At 48.5% G+C, this 19,010-nt stretch carries 10 protein-coding genes; 1 reads left to right on the top strand and 9 read right to left on the bottom strand.

Annotation, left to right across the window (positions count from 1 at the left end; all coding sequences use genetic code 11):
* Positions 1-7: 7 nt before the first annotated feature.
* From ACMGGQ_RS23655 to ACMGGQ_RS23640, 4 genes are read right to left on the bottom strand one after another with little or no spacing between them, the layout of a single operon-like run.
* Positions 8-460 (bottom strand): hypothetical protein, encoded by a 453-nt coding sequence (locus tag ACMGGQ_RS23655; protein WP_420290670.1) that lies wholly within the window; start codon positions 458-460, stop codon positions 8-10.
* Between the two features lie 20 nt (positions 461-480).
* The gene (locus tag ACMGGQ_RS23650) at positions 481-1,701 is read right to left on the bottom strand and encodes a response regulator (protein ID WP_420290669.1); all 1,221 of its coding nucleotides are present in this window, start codon (positions 1,699-1,701) and stop codon (positions 481-483) included.
* Positions 1,694-2,167: a hypothetical protein gene (locus tag ACMGGQ_RS23645; protein ID WP_420290668.1), complete on the bottom strand. Its 474-nt coding sequence runs from the start codon at positions 2,165-2,167 to the stop codon at positions 1,694-1,696. Before ACMGGQ_RS23645 ends, ACMGGQ_RS23650 begins: the two co-directional genes overlap by 8 nt.
* The gene (locus ACMGGQ_RS23640) at positions 2,145-5,654 is read right to left on the bottom strand and encodes a hypothetical protein (protein ID WP_420290667.1); all 3,510 of its coding nucleotides are present in this window, start codon (positions 5,652-5,654) and stop codon (positions 2,145-2,147) included. Before ACMGGQ_RS23640 ends, ACMGGQ_RS23645 begins: the two co-directional genes overlap by 23 nt.
* A 291-nt stretch (positions 5,655-5,945) precedes the next feature.
* On the opposite strand from ACMGGQ_RS23640, the gene ACMGGQ_RS23635 reads away from it, so the two are divergent.
* Positions 5,946-6,935, top strand: coding sequence for a tyrosine-type recombinase/integrase (locus ACMGGQ_RS23635; protein WP_420290666.1), 990 nt, complete (start codon positions 5,946-5,948; stop codon positions 6,933-6,935).
* 154 nt (positions 6,936-7,089) lie between these two features.
* On the opposite strand, the gene ACMGGQ_RS23630 is transcribed toward ACMGGQ_RS23635, so the two are convergent.
* The 5 genes from ACMGGQ_RS23630 to ACMGGQ_RS23610 all read right to left on the bottom strand — a co-directional run bounded on the left by ACMGGQ_RS23630 (position 7,090) and on the right by ACMGGQ_RS23610 (position 18,888).
* Complete coding sequence (locus ACMGGQ_RS23630) at positions 7,090-11,349, bottom strand: autotransporter outer membrane beta-barrel domain-containing protein (RefSeq protein WP_420290665.1); 4,260 nt, start codon at positions 11,347-11,349, stop codon at positions 7,090-7,092.
* A 50-nt stretch (positions 11,350-11,399) separates the two neighbouring features.
* Positions 11,400-11,957 (bottom strand): hypothetical protein, encoded by a 558-nt coding sequence (locus ACMGGQ_RS23625; protein ID WP_420290664.1) that lies wholly within the window; start codon positions 11,955-11,957, stop codon positions 11,400-11,402.
* 70 nt (positions 11,958-12,027) lie between these two features.
* A complete protein-coding gene (locus ACMGGQ_RS23620) occupies positions 12,028-16,674 on the bottom strand; it encodes an AIDA repeat-containing protein (RefSeq protein WP_420290663.1) in 4,647 nt (1,548 codons plus the stop codon).
* An 11-nt stretch (positions 16,675-16,685) separates the two neighbouring features.
* Complete coding sequence (locus tag ACMGGQ_RS23615; RefSeq protein WP_420290662.1) at positions 16,686-17,855, bottom strand: autotransporter strand-loop-strand O-heptosyltransferase; 1,170 nt, start codon at positions 17,853-17,855, stop codon at positions 16,686-16,688.
* Positions 17,856-18,090: 235 nt separating this feature from the next.
* Positions 18,091-18,888 carry an EAL domain-containing protein gene (locus ACMGGQ_RS23610; RefSeq protein ID WP_420290661.1) on the bottom strand — a complete coding sequence of 266 codons (798 nt, stop codon included), beginning with the start codon at positions 18,886-18,888 and terminating at the stop codon, positions 18,091-18,093.
* Between the last annotated feature and the right edge of the window lie 122 nt (positions 18,889-19,010).

The following is a 19,010-nucleotide window of genomic DNA, read 5'->3' as shown; positions in this document are numbered from 1 at the left end:
TTTATAATTATCGTGATAATATAGATATAAACCAAGGTGCAAAAACAAGTATGAAAGATGAGTAACCAACTATTACAAAAGTACATCTAAAACACCGTCCGTATGTCCACACTGACAGGATGCCATTTTTTAATGCTGTGTTGTTATTGTCTTTGTCAAATAAGTGCAGAGCAGGTTCAGAAATATTCCTTTCTATGATAGACAATGTTTTTTCAGCCTCTTTAATAAGCAATGACACTCGCTGGTCAAGCTTCCAAAAAATAAAAGACACGAACATCAAAAACAAACATAAAAAAGAGGAAATATAATTAAATGCGCCACCTTGCTGTAAGCACACCCCTATCCCAGTAGATACCAACCCTGAAATAGCGAGGTAAAAATTAAAAACAGTAATACGTTGTTGTGCATGAAGCTCAAAATATTTCCACGCGTGCTCTAACATCAATTCATTATCATACATAAAAAATATCAACCTATAATTTAGAATGGTAAAAATTCATTGCTTAATAATCGGTCAAAAAATTGAGCAGATGTATAAGACGCATATTCCTGCCAAGAATCGGTTTTACTTGAGTCCGCATAATCTGATACTGATTTTATAACTAAACATATGGGGGCTGTTTTCCTGGCGTAATCTGAGGCTGCCATGACTGCATAAGCTTCCATGTCAACACCTATCAAATCTCGGTTTTGAGTAGTAATTGAAGCGAGCGAAGAGTCGGAAGCTAGTACCATTGCACCAGAGGCTAGTGGCCCTATGTGTACTCTTAATTTACCTTCTGGAACATCATTTTTCCATCCGCTAACGATGGATGCTAATATATTTCTATCATTCCCAATTTCTTGCGCAATTTGAGATAAATGTGATTCTAGCGGTACCTGATGAGGTGCGGCAATAAAAACACTAGAACCACTATCATCTTGTGTCATTTTACCACTTCCCCAATCCCACGTAGGATCAGCAATAATGATGTCCCCTAAACAAACCTTTCCTTTAACTCCAGCACAAATGCCAAGCATTACAATAATTTTTGGTTTAAATCTTTCAACCATCTTCATTGCTAGAGCTGATGCAGAAGGCATTCCTTTACGATTAGTTGAGGCAACGACAACTTTTCGAACTGAGTTTTCTATCTTTTTCTCACCAAAATGATAACCAGTTGGGTCATCATGGAAACGGGTTTGCCTCCATTCATATGGAAGCTGTAAAACGGCTTCCATTTCAGGATCTCTCAAAGCAGTTACGATAGCTACATCTACCGTAGGCGAATTTAATAGATTTCTTTTAGACCGTACTAACATTAGTTTTAATTTACCGGCTAAAACAACTTTCCATGAATCATTTAAAGAATCAAATCGGCATAAGGTAATTCCACGCTTGGATGCTTCATTTTGGTACTCTTCTATAGAATCTTCTTTTTCTGTAATGAAAGCTATATCCATAGGAATCTTAGAGTGCGGATCAATTATTAACATATCAAATAATTCAATCCCTCCTAATGAGTTAGGTGCTGAACCAACTAATGTAGGCAAGTTTATGTCAATTAACATGAAATCAAAACTCATCTCTCGAGTTTTTCGTCTAGCAGCTTGTGATGTTGTTACATGCTCGATGTAGACATTTTCATCTATTGTGCGAAGCAAATCAGATATCAATTTAGTTTTATTATATTCATCATCAACAACGAGTATATTAATCATTTTTAAAAAGTTCTTTTTCAATTTGATTTTTTAAAGAGTTTCGCCATCCACTTTCCGATAAACTATAGTATGTAAGACCTCTAAAAATTGGACTGTACATCTTAGTTAATTGGTCTTTAAGTTGATCTATAGAAAGTCTATTCGGTTCTTCTCCATGCATGTCAAACATAGTAACGACTATTGTAGGTATATGTATTTTTCGTAGTTTCATTTGTGCCAGTAAATCAGATCCCGCGAAGTGTTCAGGCTTCCCTCCACCGGGCTCAGTTGAAGATGAATCATAGTTCGGCATGCTCATATCCAATAGTATTCCAGTGTAAATCTTCGAACCTAACATTAGCTTCCGAAGCCCACTACTAAAAGATCTAGCTGTATCAACCTGGAACAAAGGAAACTCTGAATGTATGAAGTTTATCAAGGTTTCAAGTTTATCCTCATCATCTTCAATTATAAGTATATTGTTCATCCAATACCTCAATTTTGTATTGTACAGTAACTTCAAACTGCGATCTTCCTTTGTACGTAAATGTAAGTTTAGGATCCTTATAATGTGGAGAATTTATTGTTGACCAAATTTTATGAAAACCACTACCTTTTTCCTTTTGAGCTTTTACTCTTGTGTCTTTCTTGCTGATCTCTGTCCTAATTTGAGTTATTCTTTCTTCAAGTTCAAGAGTGTAGTTATCAATATTATTTCTGATAGCCAATTCAAAAATACCATTTTGATAGTTAAGTTCAACGTCAATTTTGATATCTGAGATTGCTAACCCTGAATGCTCTATAGCATTTTCGAAACATGCACAATATAAATCAACCATGCCATCTAGAGTACGACCAGGCATCTGGCTAGCGTTGCTTATAAGATTTATATTTACGCCCCCCCAATTTTCAGCACCTGATATCAAATTTGTAACCATGGTTTGAGCAATCAAAACAGGAAAGTCTATTGAATAATCTGGTCTATCGTAAACTTCATTTCTTGTAAACCATGTTGAGACAATACTAATTTGATGTTGTATGTTGGTTTTTGCTCTGGCTATATGGTTTGGCAATTCACCCAAACGCTCGGAATAACCTAATGTACCCAGTGATTCATTTAATTTCTCAAAAGCCGTAAGGATACTGGATTTTACTATTGTCTGCATGCTATTTTTAACTTTAACTAAGTTATCATCTGTTTTTTCCCAAAGTATATCGATACATATGTCTATGAATTCGTCTATGTTATCGAGCTCTTGTAGCTTAGACTTGACATAAATCCTCTCAACATTCGTCGTTCTATATGAAAATAATGCAACACCTCCCCCTCTAACACTTATATCATCAACTACCTGTACCTGTATCAGTTCATCCCTAACATATGAAATTATATCATCAATCTTTTTACCAAAAACTTCGAGTAATTGTAATACATTGTTTTTTTCACCCTCATCTAGCTCTAATAAATTTTCGTACCAGTAGACATTTTTATTATATTTACCAGTGCCTTCTGATTTTTCAGTTATCAGAATTTCATCAACTAACGGTTTACGTATAGCATTACTAAATTTTCCGTGCCTGACCCTTGTGCTAAGATATGTATTTAAACCATGATCTCCTAATAAAAATTCAGTCGTAATTTCTGAAAATAATGCTGCAAACTGTGTATCCTCCTCCCCTAATATATGTACAGTGGACATTAATTTTGTAAGCGATGTTCCTGTACTTTCAAAATTACCAAAAACATCAGTAAGAACGTTAACAATCCCTATATTATCACTTTCGTCATATTGCATTGTTGTTATATATTTTGAATATACATCACCTAAACGTGATTTTAGCGATTTTTTTATGGCTCCAACATCCACATATACTCTACTCTGGTCAACTAGCTTAGTTGCTTTAGCTAGTTCTAATTGTTTAACTCTCTCTCTAATCTCCATTTGGTAATCGCTTGAATTATTAGGGTCTATTTCTATCAATGCCTTGCAAACTTGAATTCTAGCTTCCTCAATTTCTTTGGTGCCATTATATATTAAGGTCTGCCCCATAACTTCAGGCCGCCATACTAATTGTAAATATAGTTTAATATATTCTTTATTAACATTACCACTACCACTTATCAAATCAAACGGAGTATTGACAGAATTCTCTATATTATATTTCTCAAATGAATATCGAAGATGTGCTAGTTTAGAATTTCCGAAGAAATTTGTGTAAAGTGCTAAAATTAAAGGTAGTGAAATAGATGCTGGCCATTGATCTGGATCATCTAACAAATCAATTAATTCATCAAATGGTAATTTCGTAGGGACCGCATGCCATACTAGATATGTATCTATTAATTTGGTGATCGCTAATTCAATATTACCTGAACGCGCCAGGGAAATGATGATTGCTGCATGAATTTTTAACGATTCTGATGATTCTGAATATTTTAGTGCCTCCTCCAGTGTAACTAAAGCCTTGTCATGGAAATTATTATGTTGATAGTATCTTCCAAGATATTTCAAGTATCTATCACGACTTATCTGTTCAATTTGATAGTTTGATTTTACTTTACCGAGGGTGGCTAGACGTAACACTTCTTTTGTATTTTCATAATGATTTTTAAATAGGGCATTAATACATTCATTTGTATAACTAGGATTTGTCGATAACAACAAAGTAAAAGGACTAATTCTATTGTCAATCAAAAACAAATCTCGCAGATAATCTATAGTCATGCTATAGTTTTGCACAGATAGTTCATTCATAACGGCAAATCTAATATGTGTAGACCATGAGTGATTCATGAAGCGATCATTATAAACATTTAAAGTCAGTGCAGAAGCATACGAGTTTTCATTAAATTTCAAAACTTCTTTGATGTCGTCCGATATTTCAGATAGTAAAAATGGATATTCGATCTCTAAGTTAACCTTAGATTCTGATTTAATTCCTATAAATAGAATAGAAATATCAGTGATATTTTTTGAATCTTTGAAATAGTTTTCTACTAAATTAATGGTTTCTAAATATCTACCAGCCGTATATTTTTCTAGAATGCTTTCCCTTTCATAATTTATAGGTGTATCGAAATATTCACCAAGACAAATTAGAATAGGTATAAGCCTCGGATCTTGTAGGGCGTTGTATAATACCTTAATTGGTTTCCTTATACTTTTTTCTAGCTGTCTGAATACCTGTTCGTTACTTACTGACCAGCGTAATACGTTAATAAGAGATTCATAATAATCAATTAAGTTTGCATTATAGTCCAAACACAACAATATACTTATTTGTTCAAAGTTTAGACTGTGCCTATCAAATATTTTTGCTCTTGCATATTCATGAATAAGCTTGGAATCAGAGTTTTTAAATGATTTGGCTAATTCAGTTTGTAAATAACCAGGTATAGATGAATCTTCTACTCTTTTACCAATAAAGTTAATGATTAAATCTAATAATATGTTTTCTTTAACATGTTCTCTCATTTCCTTTACTATTTCTTTCTTCGCCTCTGGGCCGTGCCAGTGTTGTGTCGCAGCAATCCTATTTTCAAGTAGCCAAACTGACCACCCAAATTTCATTTCTATTTCCTGTAGAGATTCACTAAATTTTATTGGGTTATTTGAAACGACATAGGATTCGATATCTTCACTTAACTTCAAGTAATCTTTTAATTCTGACTTATAAACTAGACATGTAGAAATACACCATATTATTTCATTGGCAGCAGATGAAAGTCTTAGAATACCATCCCCAGAGTATAAATCATTTATATTCTTTTTGTAATTGATTGATATGGTTTTCTCAAGGATTTCTTTGTTAACCAGTTCTCTGTATTTATCAAACAAGTCAGTAGTTAATGTGTCATTTTTTAACATATTTAGACCAGCTAGTGTTTCAGTTGTGCTGGACTTCAACATAGACCTAAAGACGAATTTATCTATAGTTACTGATTTTTTTCTTTTGGCTTTTATTTTTTTCATTCTTTTCTCTTTTTATGAATGTCATAGGGACATGATCATGAAAGTATGTCTGAAACATAAATGCTTGTACCACGCTACCGCCCTCAGAATGAAACATCTGATAGTAGCGATATGTCCTTTTCCATTTGAGCTGGATACTAACAAGAGATCAAGAAGTTATATCAATTATTGTTCTACTAATTAAAATGTATCTTTGAAAAAGTAGACTCTCTGCGGTACGCTTTGGCGTATACTTTTCCCCAATTTTTCACGCAGCGCGCCGGAGGCTTTCCGGCCTGGACGGAGCACTGGATGACACTGATGCCTGACGATGAACCAGAGCTGAACCCGTCGCCGGTGGTTATTACCTCAGATATGGATTTCCTGCCAGCGCTGGTCGGTGCTGAAAGTCCGGTCGGTCCTGCCCGGGCCTACCTGCTTTCCCTCAATTCTCCCCGCAGCCGGCAGACCATGGCCTCGTTCCTGAACATTGTAGCCGGCATGCTCGGCGCCACGTCCCTGGAGTCCTGCAGCTGGGGCAGCCTGCGGCGCCATCATGTGATGGCCGTGACCGAGCTGCTGCGCGACACCGGCCGGGCTACGGCCACCGTCAATACCTATATTTCGGCGCTGAAGGGCGTGGCGAAGGAAGCCTGGATGCTCAGGCTGATGGACGTCGAGAGTTTCCAGCACATCCGGGCGGTACGTAACCTGAGGGGCAGCCGCCTGCCGCGCGGCCGGGCCCTGCCGCCGGAGGAGATACGGGCGCTGTTTGGTGCGTGCGAGGCCGATGACTCCAGTATTGGGGTACGCGATGCGGCAATGCTGGCCGTCATTCTCGGCTGCGGCCTGCGCAGGTCGGAGGCCGTAGGGCTGGATTTGCGTGACGTTGTCACAGATGAACAGGCACTCAGGGTGCTGGGCAAAGGAAACAAGGAACGGCTGGCCTTCATGCCGGCTGGTACCTGGCATCGGCTCAGGACGTGGATCGATGACGTGCGGGGAGAAAAAGACGGACCGCTGTTCACCCGGATTCGCCGCTTTGACACTCTTACGTACGACCGGCTGACCGATCAGGCGGTGTACTATGTCCTGCAGGTGCGTCAGCGTCAGGCAGGAATAGCGAAATGCGCCCCGCACGACCTGCGTCGCACCTTTGCCACCGCCATGCTGGATAACGGTGAAGACCTGATTACCGTGAAGGATGCAATGGGTCACGCCAGCGTCACCACCACCCAGCAGTACGATCGCCGCGGGGAAGCCAGATTGCGTAAAGCAAGAGACCGCCTGAATCTGACGTGAATCTAACATTATGATAGATGAATTTGATCTGTTTAATGCATTAAGTTGCGAGCACTAAAATACCTAATAATTCATCTACTTAGCGTATGTACAATATGTTTGGTATCAGTCGGGTCCTGGTAAGAGACTCGGCTCTTACCAGGACAATTAGCGATTAAAACCCAAACCGGATACCCAGAACGCCCTGCACCGGCGCCTCGACATGGCTGCCCTGACGGTAGTTAGCCTCTCCGTACAAGGTTACGTCTTTGCCAACGTTAACCGAAGCGCCCAGACCGTACTTGCCTGATGTGCCTTTGACGTTGTTGTCAAAGCGGTTACGCCCGTTGATGGTGACCTCATTCGAGTCAGCAAACTCCTGTACCACCGCCGCGGACAGGTAAGGTTTGAACTCCGTTGCTCCCAGGCTGAACTTGCCGGCAAGCTTCGCGCCCGCTTCACCCGTGACGGAGCGCGGGGTGCCGGTGCTGCCCTTCATGCCGTTGCTGAGCTTCACGTCCTCACCGGTCATCTGCACGAACGACATCCGGGCATAAGGAGTGAGGCTCAGGTCGTCACTGATGCTGAACTGGTATCCCCCTTCCACGGCGGTACTGAGCGCATACTGCTTCCAGTCGCCACCGGTTATGCCCCCGTTGGTCATGACCGCCCTGAGCTTGTTGTTCAGGCGGTTACCCTTCACCACCCCGTCAGCGTAGAAGCCGCTGGCATCAAACCAGGTCGCATACAGGCCGAGGCCGTAGCTGTCGATTTTGCTTTTACCGCCGCGGGCATGCTTCACCGTGTTGTCGCTGTAAGACATGAACGCACCCGTGACAAGGCTGCCGCGCTCAAAGTCAGTCCGGATGTCGGCACCGATTTCCAGTCCGTTCTGGTTCAGGGTGTAGGCTGCGCCGTTGCTGGTATCGGTATCAATTTTGCTGCCCAGGTAATGACCCCAGACGTTGCTTTCCGGTCCGGTTTTGTCCAGGCTCGCGCGATACGTGCGCAGGCCATCCAGCTCGCCGTGAATCACGTTCAGACCGGCATTGGACATGGCCAGAACAGCGTCGGTTGCTGGGGTGGTCATCGGCTTCTTGCCGCCGCTGCCGTTACCGCCCGCGTTGCCGTTGTCGCCACCGCCAGGATTTTCACCTCCGCCAGGATTTTCACCTCCGCCAGGGTTTTCACCACCGCCAGGGTTCTCACCACCGCCAGGGTTCTCACCACCGCCAGGGTTCTCGCCACCGCCAGGGTTCTCGCCGCCGCCCGGGTTCTCACCGCCGCCAGGGTTCTCACCGCCGCCAGGATTTTCACCACCGCCAGGATTTTCACCGCCGCCCGGGTTCTCACCGCCGCCAGGGTTCTCACCGCCGCCAGGGTTTTCGCCGCCGCCCGGGTTCTCACCACCGCCAGGGTTCTCACCGCCGCCAGGGTTCTCGCCACCGCCAGGGTTTTCACCGCCGCCAGGGTTTTCACCGCCGCCAGGGTTTTCACCGCCGCCAGGGTTCTCACCTCCGCCAGGGTTTTCACCTCCGCCAGGGTTTTCGCCGCTGCCGTCATCCATGGCACCGAGATACCAGACGTTACCGCCGGTATGGCCGTCCTTATCCTGCTGGCTGTACAGGGTGTACATGTAGGTACCGCCATCCACGAATCGGGTGCTTCGGCCGGACGCCGTGACCAGTTCAAAGTCAATGTCACCACCCTTCTCATGAATCAGATTCAGCGTCAGGTCATCGTGGCTCGATATCTCTTTACCGGAGTCAGCCACGGCAAGACCAAACTGGCCTGAGCCCTGCTCAATCGTGACGAAGTTGCCGTCTTTATCAGCCAGTGAGGTGTTCAGGAGGAAGTTCCCGGTGCCGTTCAGCTCCATAATCGTCAGCTTTGCAAATTTGCCGTCGCTGTTGCGCAGGAAGTTGACGTTGCCGCCGTCCATGGTGAGGTTACCGACCTGAGCCGTGTCCAGGCTGGCTGTGGCATCAGTAAGGTCGCTGACTGAGAGGGTGCCCCCCGAGATGTTGACGTCCGTTGCGAGAGCGCCGGCGTCCATCAGCAGTACGCCACCGGCGTTCACGCGGGTTTCGCCGTCGGCCACTGCTCCAGTCATCAGCCAGGACTGCCCGCCGTGGATGGTGGTGTCAGTAGTTTTACCGCCAATTTGGACGACCTGACCACCACCACTGATGGTTGTGCCAGTGGCCGAGCCGCCACTTGAGACGTACTGAGAACCACTATTGATTGTGGTGGAGGTGGCCGAGCCGCCACTTGAGACGTACTGAGAACCACTATTGATTGTGGTGGAGGTGGCCGAGCCGCCATCATAGACGTGCTGTTCACCAGCACTGTTGATAGTGGTGTCAGTGGCCGAACCTCCATTGAAGACGTCCTGATACCCCCAACCGTTGATAGTGGTAGAGGTGGCCGAGCCGCCGCTGGAGACGAACTGTTGCCCAGCACCATTGATAGTGGTATCAGTGACTGAGCCGCCAGCGTAGACATACTGATACCCCAAACCGTTGATAGTGGTAGAGGTGGCCGAGCCGCCGCTGGAGACACGCTGAACACCACCGCTATTAATTGTGGTTAAAGTGGCAGCTCCGCCATTGAAGACGTGCTGATTCCCCCAACCGTTGATAGTGGTAGAGGTGGCCGAGCCGCCGCTGGAGACGTACTGTTGCCCCCAACCGTTGATAGTGGTAGAGGTGGCCGAGCCGCCGCTGGAGACGAACTGTTGCCCAGCACCACTGATAGTGGTATCAGTGACTGAGCCGCCAGCGTAGACATACTGATACCCCAAACCGTTGATAGTGGTAGAGGTGGCCGAGCCACCACTTGATACATTCTGAACACCACCGCTATTAATTGTGGTTAAAGTGGCCGAGCCACCACTGGAGACGCGCTGTAGCCCACCACTGTTGATAGTGGTAGAGGTGACCGAGCCATAGACGTTCTGATAACTATCGCTGCTGATAGTGGTGTCAGTGGCCGAGCCGCCACTTGATACATTCTGAACACCACCGCTATTAATTGTGGTTAAAGTGGCAGCTCCACCACTGAAGACGTACTGATAACCACCACCACTGATGGTTGTGTCAGTGACCGAGCCGCCGCTGGAGACACGCTGAAAACCACCGCGGTTGATAGTGGTGTCAGTGGCCGAGCCGCCGCTGGAGACGTGCTGTTCACCAGCGCGGTTGATAGTGGTGTCAGTGGCCGAGCCGCCATTGTAGACGTGCTGAGAACCACTAATGATTGTGGTAGTGGTGGCCGAGCCGCCCCTGAAGATGTGCTGTTCACCAGCACTGTTGATAGTGGTGTCAGTGGCCGAGCCGCCGCTGTAGACACGCTGAAAACCCCAGTCGTTTATGGTAGTAGTATTTACAATGCCCCCATTGCTGACAATCTGTTCACCACCGCTGTTGATTGTGGTAAAGGTGGCCGAGCCGCCACTGGAGACGTACTGAGCACCAGCACTGTTGATAGTGGTGTCAGTGGCCAAGCCGCCACTGTTGACGCGCTGTTCACCATCATTGATAGTGGTAGAAGTAGCCGAACCTCCACTCAAGACGACCTGATAACTACCACCATTGATAGTGGTAGAAGTAGCCGAGCCGCCGCTGGAGACGTACTGATAACCACCACTGATGGTTGTGTCAGTGGCCGAGCCGCCACTTGAGACGTACTGACCACCACTATTGATTGTGGTAGAGGTGGCAGAGCCGCCGTTGTAGACGTACTGACCACCACCATTGATAGTGGTAGAGGTGGCCGAGCCGCCACTGAAGATGTGCTGATTACCAGCATTGATTGTGGTAGAGGTGGCAGAGCCGCCGCTGGAGACGTACTGATAACCACCACGGATGGTTGTGTCAGTGGCCGAGCCGCCGTTGTAGACGTACTGACCACCACTATTGATTGTGGTAGAGGTGGCAGAGCCGCCGCTGGAGACGTACTGCTTCCCGCCACTGATGGTTGTGTCAGTGGCCGAGCCTCCACTGAAGATGTGCTGTTCACCAGCACTGTTGATAGTGGTGTCAGTGGCCGAGCCGCCACTTGATACATTCTGAATACCACCGCTATTAATTGTGGTTAAAGTGGCAGCTCCGCCATTGAAGACACGCTGGGTGCCACCACTATTGATGGTTGTGGTGCTCACTTTGGCACCATTGACTTGTTGGGTGCCTCCGTTGTTGATAGTCGTGGAGGTGGCCGTATCGCCTGACCACAGAAACTGGTTGCCCGTTAACGTCACGCCCACATAATCTGTAGCCATGGCTGGCCCGGAAGGCAGCAGCATTGCACCCAGCAGCAAAGCCAGTGCGCTTTTCTTCGGCGCCAGCTTCGGCCGACCGGATCCGGTTGCCAGTTCAGAGGTGACCACCCATTGCTGGCGCGACTCGCACCAGACCGTGGTATATATTTTGTTCATATTTACGTACCTTATTTATCAATAAAATCGCAATGCAGGCAGCCTGATATTTAATTAATCTCCAGCCGGTTATCTGACACACAGGTAGCCGCCGCCATTTCTGACGAAAAATATTTACGCATCTGGCCTATATCGCGCAGGTTTAGCTTGATAGCCATTATTCGCACGCGTGAATACAGCGTTTTATGGTTTAACTTCATCGCACGCGCCATGCTTGGCACATCCCTGTACTTTAAAATTTCATTAGCAATTAGCTTCTCTTTGTGTGTCATCATGCTCAGCTTCGTATAAGATCGTATGTACTTCACTGCAAACGCATAATTTGGCACCCTGGCTGTCCGTATCACCTTTTTAAGGCGTAACAGAGAATCAAGGACATGAAAGGCGGTGATCGAAATCAGCATTTTTGAAAGAATGCCTGTGCCTTTCAGGAAATATATTTTCTGCTCACGATGTAAATTCGCATCCTTCATGACCTTCAATAATTCATATAGCGAATAATATGAATCGATATCCACTACACAAATATCTTTGCATTTATATTCGCTCAGGATTTCCTGAAACGCATGACAGATAAATACATTCCTGGTGAGAATGATATTTTTCATAAGGAGACCGTAATTAAATAAAAAAGGGGGCACAGTGAGAGGCATATCCTCTCACTGTGACTGTCAGCGATTAAAATCCAAACCGGATCCCCACCACGCCCTGGACCGGCGCCTCGACGTGGCTGCCCTGACGGTAGTTTGCCTCACCGTACAGAGTCACATCTTTGCCCACGTCAACCGACGCGCCCAGGCCGTACCTGCCTGACGTGCCTTTGACGTTGTTGTCAAAGCGGTTACGCCCGTTGATCGTTACTTCATTCGAGTCAGCAAACTCATGCACCACCGCAGCGGACAGGTAAGGTTTGAACTCAGTTGCTCCCAGGCTGAACTTGCCGGCAAGCTTCGCACCCGCCTCACCCGTGACGGAACGCGGGGTCCCGGTACTGCCCTTCATGCCGTTACTGAGCTTCACGTCCTCACCGGTCATCTGCACGAACGACATCCGGGCATAAGGAGTGAGGCTCAGGTCGTCACTGATGCTGAACTGGTATCCCCCTTCCACGGCGGTACTGAGCGCATACTGCGTCCAGTCGCCACCGGTAATGCCCCCGTTGGTCATGACCGCCCTGAGCTTGTTGTTCAGGCGGTTACCCTTCACCACCCCGTCAGCGTAGAAGCCGCTGGCATCAAACCAGGTCGCATACAGGCCGAGGCCGTAGCTGTCGATTTTGCTTTTACCGCCGCGGGCATGCTTCACCGTGTTGTCGCTGTAAGACATGAACGCACCCGTGACAAGGCTGCCGCGCTCAAAGTCAGTCCGGATGTCGGCACCGATTTCCAGTCCGTTCTGGTTCAGGGTGTAGGCTGCGCCGTTGCTGGTATCCGTGTGGTTCTTGCTGCCGAGATAATGACCCCAGACGCTGCTTTCCGGTCCGGTTTTGTCCAGGCTCGCGCGATACGTGCGAAGACCATCCAGCTCGCCATGGATCACGTTCAGACCGGCATTGGACATGGCCAGAACAGCGTCGGTTGCTGGGGTGGTCATCGGCTTCTTGCCGCCGCTGCCGTTACCGCCCGCGTTGCCGTTGTCGCCACCGCCAGGATTTTCACCTCCGCCAGGATTTTCACCTCCGCCAGGGTTTTCACCACCGCCAGGGTTCTCACCACCGCCAGGGTTCTCACCACCGCCAGGGTTCTCGCCACCGCCAGGGTTCTCGCCGCCGCCCGGGTTCTCACCGCCGCCAGGGTTCTCACCGCCGCCAGGATTTTCACCACCGCCAGGATTTTCACCGCCGCCCGGGTTCTCACCGCCGCCAGGGTTCTCACCGCCGCCAGGGTTTTCGCCGCCGCCCGGGTTCTCACCACCGCCAGGGTTCTCACCGCCGCCAGGGTTCTCGCCACCGCCAGGGTTTTCACCGCCGCCAGGGTTTTCACCGCCGCCAGGGTTCTCACCTCCGCCAGGGTTTTCACCTCCGCCAGGGTTTTCACCTCCGCCAGGGTTCTCACCTCCGCCAGGGTTTTCACCACCGCCAGGATTTTCACCGCCGCCAGGGTTTTCACCACCGCCAGGGTTCTCGCCACCGTTATCCATGGCACCGAGATACCAGACGTTACCGCCGGTATGGCCGTCCTTATCCTGCTGGCTGTACAGGGTGTACATGTAGGTACCGCCATCCACGAATCGGGTGCTTCGGCCGGACGCCGTGACCAGTTCAAAGTCAATGTCACCACCCTTCTCATGAATCAGATTCAGCGTCAGGTCATCGTGGCTCGATATCTCTTTACCGGAGTCAGCCACGGCAAGACCAAACTGGCCTGAGCCCTGCTCAATCGTGACGAAGTTGCCGGCTTTATCAGCCAGTGAGGTGTTCAGGAGGAAGTTCCCGGTGCCGTTCAGCTCCATAATCGTCAGCTTTGCAAATTCACCGTCGCTGTTGCGCAGGAAGTTGACGTTGCCGCCGTCCATGGTGAGCTTACCGACCTGAGCCGTGTCCAGGCTGGCTGTGGCATCAGTAAGGTCGCTGACTGAGAGAGTGCCCCCGGAGATGTTGACGTCCGTTGCGAGAGCGCCGGCGTCCATCAACAGTTCGCCACCGGCGTTCACGCGGGTTTCGCCGTCGGCCACTGCACCGTTTCTCAGCCAGGACTGGCCGCCGTTTATAGTTGTGTCGGTGGTTTTACCGCCGCTGGTGATATACTGATAACCACTATTGATGGTGGTATCAGTGACCGAGCCGCCACTGTAGACGGCCTGATAACCAGCGTTGTGGATTGTGGTAGAGGTGGCAGAGCCCCCGGAGACGTACTGAGCACCACCGCTGTTGATGGTGGTATCAGTGACCGAGGCGCCACTGAGGACAGTCTGATAACCAGCACTGTTGATTGTGGTCGAGGTGGCCAAGCCGCCGCTGGAGACGTACTGCCTGCCACCACTTTTTATATCAGTAGAGTCGACCCGCCCACCACGAGAGACATGTTGAGCACCACCGCTGTTGATAGTTGTGAAAGTGGCCGATCCACCACCACCCAGGACGCCGATGACCTGAGTACCAGCGTTGATGGTAGTAGAAGTAGACAAACCTCCATCATAAATATCCTGAGAACCACTGTTGATGGTCGTTGAGAAAGCCGAGCCACCAAAGAAGATACTCTGAATACCACCACTGATGGTTGTGTCAGTGGCCGAGCCTCCACTGTAGACGTACTGAGCACCACCGCTGTTGATAGTGGTAAAGGTGGCCGAACCTCCACCGGAGACATGCTGATTCCCTCTACCATTGATAGTGGTATCAGTGGCCGAGCCGCCATTGCGGACGTGCTGACCACCACCACTGATGGTTGTGTCAGTGGCCGAGCCGCTGACGTACTGATAACCACCGCTGTTGATGGTGGTATCAGTGGCCGAGCCGCCATTGTAGACGTGCTGTTGCCCACCGCTGCTGACGGTTGTAATCGAGGCAACGCCGCCGCTGGAGACGTGCTGAACCCCCCAACCGTTGACAGTGGTAGAGGTGGCCGAGCCGCCATTGGAGACGTGCTGATAACCACTAATGATTGTGGTAGTGGTGGCCGAGCCGCCACTGTAGACGCGCTGTTGCCCACCACCATTGATAGTGGTAGAGGTGGCCGAGCCGCCGTTGTAGACGTACTGAGAACCACTATTGATTGTGGTAGTGGTGGCCGAGCCGCCGCTGGAGACGCGCTGTACACCACTGTTGATAGTGGTAGAAGTTGCCGAACCTCCACTGGAGACGTGCTGACCACCACCATTGATTGTGGTAGAGGTGGCCGAACCTCCACTGGAGACGTACTGATAACCACCACTGATGGTTGTGTCAGTGGCCGAGCCGCCACTGAAGATGTGCTGCTCACCAGCACTGTGGATAGTGGTGTCAGTGGCCGAGCCGCCATTGTAGACGTGCTGTTGCCCACCGCTGCTGACGGTTGTAATCGAGGCAACGCCGCCGCTAAAGACGCCTTGAGCCCCGCTGTTGATTATAGTAGAGGTGGCCGAGCCATAGACGTGCTGAGAACCACCACTATTTATGGTAGTAGAGGTGGCTGAGCCGCCGCTGGAGACGTGCTGAGTACCACCATAGATTGTGGTCGAGGTAGCCGAGCCGGCGCTGGAGACGTACTGAATACCACCACTGATGGTTGTGTCAGTGGCCGAACCGCCACTGGAGACGTACTGAATACCACCACTGTTGATTATAGTAGAGGTGGCTGAGCCTCCACTTAATACATCCTGATAACCACCATTGATATTGGTAGAATTGGTCGAACCTCCATTGGAGACGTACTGACCACCACCATTGATTGTGGTAGAGGTGGCAGAGCCTCCATTAATGACGTACTGACCACCGCCACTGATGGTTGTGTCAGTGGCCGAGCCGCCACTGGAGACGAACTGAGCACCACCATTGATAGTGGTAGAAGTTGCCGAACCTCCACTGGAGACGTGCTGATAACCACCATTGATGGTGGTGTCAGTGACCGAACCTCCACTGGAGACGTGCTGACCACCACCATTGATAGTGGTAGAAGTAGCCGAACCTCCACTGGAGACTTGCTGACCACCACCATTGATAGTGGTAGAAGTAGCCGAACCTCCACTGGAGACGCGCTGATAACCACCGCTGTTGATGGTAGTAGAAGTGGCCGAGCCGCCACTGGAGACGCGCTGACTACCACCGCTGTTGATGGTGGTATCAATCGCTTTACCACCGCTGCCAATGTCCTGTAATCCACCGTCGATAATCGTGGAGGAGGCAATGCCGTTGCCAAAGATAGCCTGGATACCACCGTTGCTGATGGTCGTAGAGGTGGCCGAGCCGCCAATATAAACGTGCTGCCTGCCGCCACTGCTTACTGTGGTATCTGTGGCAGAGCCGCCTTCAACATTCTGAGTGCCATCACTGTTAATGGTCGTGACAGTAGCTGTACCGCCATCGTAAACGAATTGCTCTCCGCTGGAGTTAATAGTAGTGGACGTAGCAGAGCCAAGGGCGTCGATGAGCAGCTGACCACCGCTGTTAATGGTCGTTGAGGTGGCCGTATCGCCTGAATACAGCTCCTGAGTACTCCCGTCTAACGTAACCCCTTCATAATTCACAGCCATAGCTGGCCCTGAAGGCAGCAGCATTGCACCCAGCAGCAGTGCCAGCGCGCTCTTTTTAGGCGTCAGCTTTGGGCGACCGGACCCGGTTGCCAGTTCAGAGGTGACAATCCACTGCTGGCGCGACTCGCACCAGACCGTGGTATATATCTTGTTCATGTTTATTTTCCTTACTTATCAACTAATCCTGAATGCAGACGATCCACCATGCCGATGACCTGTTTACCGGTTATCAGACTCGTGCACTCGTACTGTCGGGGGGTATTCTTGTGATGCGGACACCACAAATAATCCACGTGGTCAAAATCAACGGACGTGTCATCCCAGCAGCCGTTACAGCCATGGCTGCTGAACACTCGCCAGGGAGTGTAAAATTCGCTATTGGGGAGGCTGAATCCGCTGATTAACACCACCGGGATACCGGAAGCCCAGGCAAGCCATGACAGCCCGCTGCCCAGCCCGATAAAGAAGCTCGCATGCTTTAACAGGTCCACCCGCTCCTGAAGCGGAATATTGCCCGTGAAGTCTTCGGCACCCTGTGGAATGTGATTCCAGATGAAGCCCTGGCCATAATGTGCATGGCGGTCAATGCACAGCACCCGGTATCCCAGAGACTTAAGATGAGCAACGACCTCTGCCCAGCCATGGCCGTTATTCCAGTACTTTGCCTGGTTGGTTGACTGCGCGGCGATGCAGACGTACGGTTCCGCAATTTTCCGCTCCGCATCAAGCTTCAGGCGCGGCGGGCACTCCCGCGGATCTACTCCCAGGATGTAGCCGGCATTACGGTGGAAGCCGACCTTCCTGAAATCGATGGGCTGATGAGTGGTGTCGCCCTTAAAGAAAAGGCCGACATACCAGGACGCGTAGGGATTGAGCGTCTGCAGATTGTCCTTTGTGGAGAACGTGATCTCGGGATACTGCGCGCTGAGCAACTCGATGATTTCCTGCCCCATGACGCATTCGAGCTGACAGCGGTGCAGCTGGCGAAAGCGCTCTGCATAATGAAACCAGCCAAGCATGTCGCCCAGCGTGCCCGTCGGGAAAAAGATGACAACGGGCTTGTCTTTCATGTTCAGCGTTTCATCCAGGAGCGGAATCGCTTCTCCCTGGTGGAATACCTGGATACGAAAACGGACGTAATACTTTTTATTGCTGGTAACCCACCCACCTTCTGAATCGCAGCTGAAAAGAATATTGCCACTGTCATCATCCATTAAGATGACGTGCCATTTTCCTTCTGGCAGGTAAACGCGGGCGCCGTAATTAAAATCAAACAGAATACCTTCCGGCCCGGTACAGGTCGGCAACTCAGGCGGGTTCGGGAAGTTAGCAGACATAACTTATATATCCTCAGTAATAATTTAAATTGGTAGTGATGCAATAACCTGCACCACTGAATATTCAGTAATGTAATTTGTGGCAGCTTGAGAACTCTTTTATTTCAGATCTCAATGCGATTCAGACTTTACCTGTCTGCCTTACTGCAGGTGAGTAAAATGTTTTTGGCGTTTTAATTAATATTTAATCCAACGCCAGTGTTTGATGCTTAACGCGTTGTCATGATTCCAGAAGTCAAATGTGTCTACAAAACTCTCCCATGCTTAAAGGTTTTGAAAACAGATATCCCTGAAAAATCTGCACACCTCTCTCCTTTAAAAGCTCCAGCTGGACATTGTTTTCTATACCTTCTGCAACCACCTGGATTTGCAGTCTCTCGGACAGGGATATTATTGAATCGATGACAGCGGAATAAATCAGTGAACCATTACTGGCAACGGTCAGACATTTATCAATCTTGATTGTTGAGAAACCAGTATGCTCAATATATTTAAGGCACGCACTCCCGCTACCGAAATCATCAATAGCAAACCGAACGCCTGCATCGGAGAGTTGCTGCATTGTTTCAAGCGCAAAATCATCGAGAACCATTGTTCCACGCTCTACAATTTCAAGGATAACGGCTACCTTACCCTTAAAATGCTGATTAAAATCTTCAATAGCACTTATCACTCGTGGTGAGTTAAGTTGCTTTGAACAGATATTGAATGAAAGATGAAATCCTTCTGGTAACAGTTCCATATAGGGAGTGAAGTGATTTTTGACACTCTCAAGGAGCTCACACGTAACGTCGTTAATAATTTCACCAGACTCCATTAATGAAATATAACTTTCAGGCGTATACAGGATACCTTTCTTTTTTACTCTCAGCAGCACTTCCCCGCCAATTAGCTCCCGGGAGTTATATATTGGCTGTATATAAGGTATGAACTCTGCTTCGCTTAACTGGGCTGAAACAACCTTGTTTCTGACAGCTGTATGCCAGGAACTGAAGATGCTTTCAATTTTCATCAGTATCTTGATGAGTTTCATTTCTGTTAGCTCCTTATTCTCTACTGGCCACACCAGCCATCCTGCCCCAAGATTCGCTTAGTGAAGTCATCGCTTTTGCGTATTCTGGTGACTTCATTTTGTGGGGATATGGTATCCAGTCA

It is taken from the genome of Enterobacter sp. BNK-13, from assembly GCF_048685015.1.
Taxonomy (GTDB): domain Bacteria; phylum Pseudomonadota; class Gammaproteobacteria; order Enterobacterales; family Enterobacteriaceae; genus Enterobacter; species Enterobacter quasiroggenkampii.
Note: the sequence above shows the minus strand (reverse complement) of the source record. Positions and strands in the feature narration are given on the sequence as shown.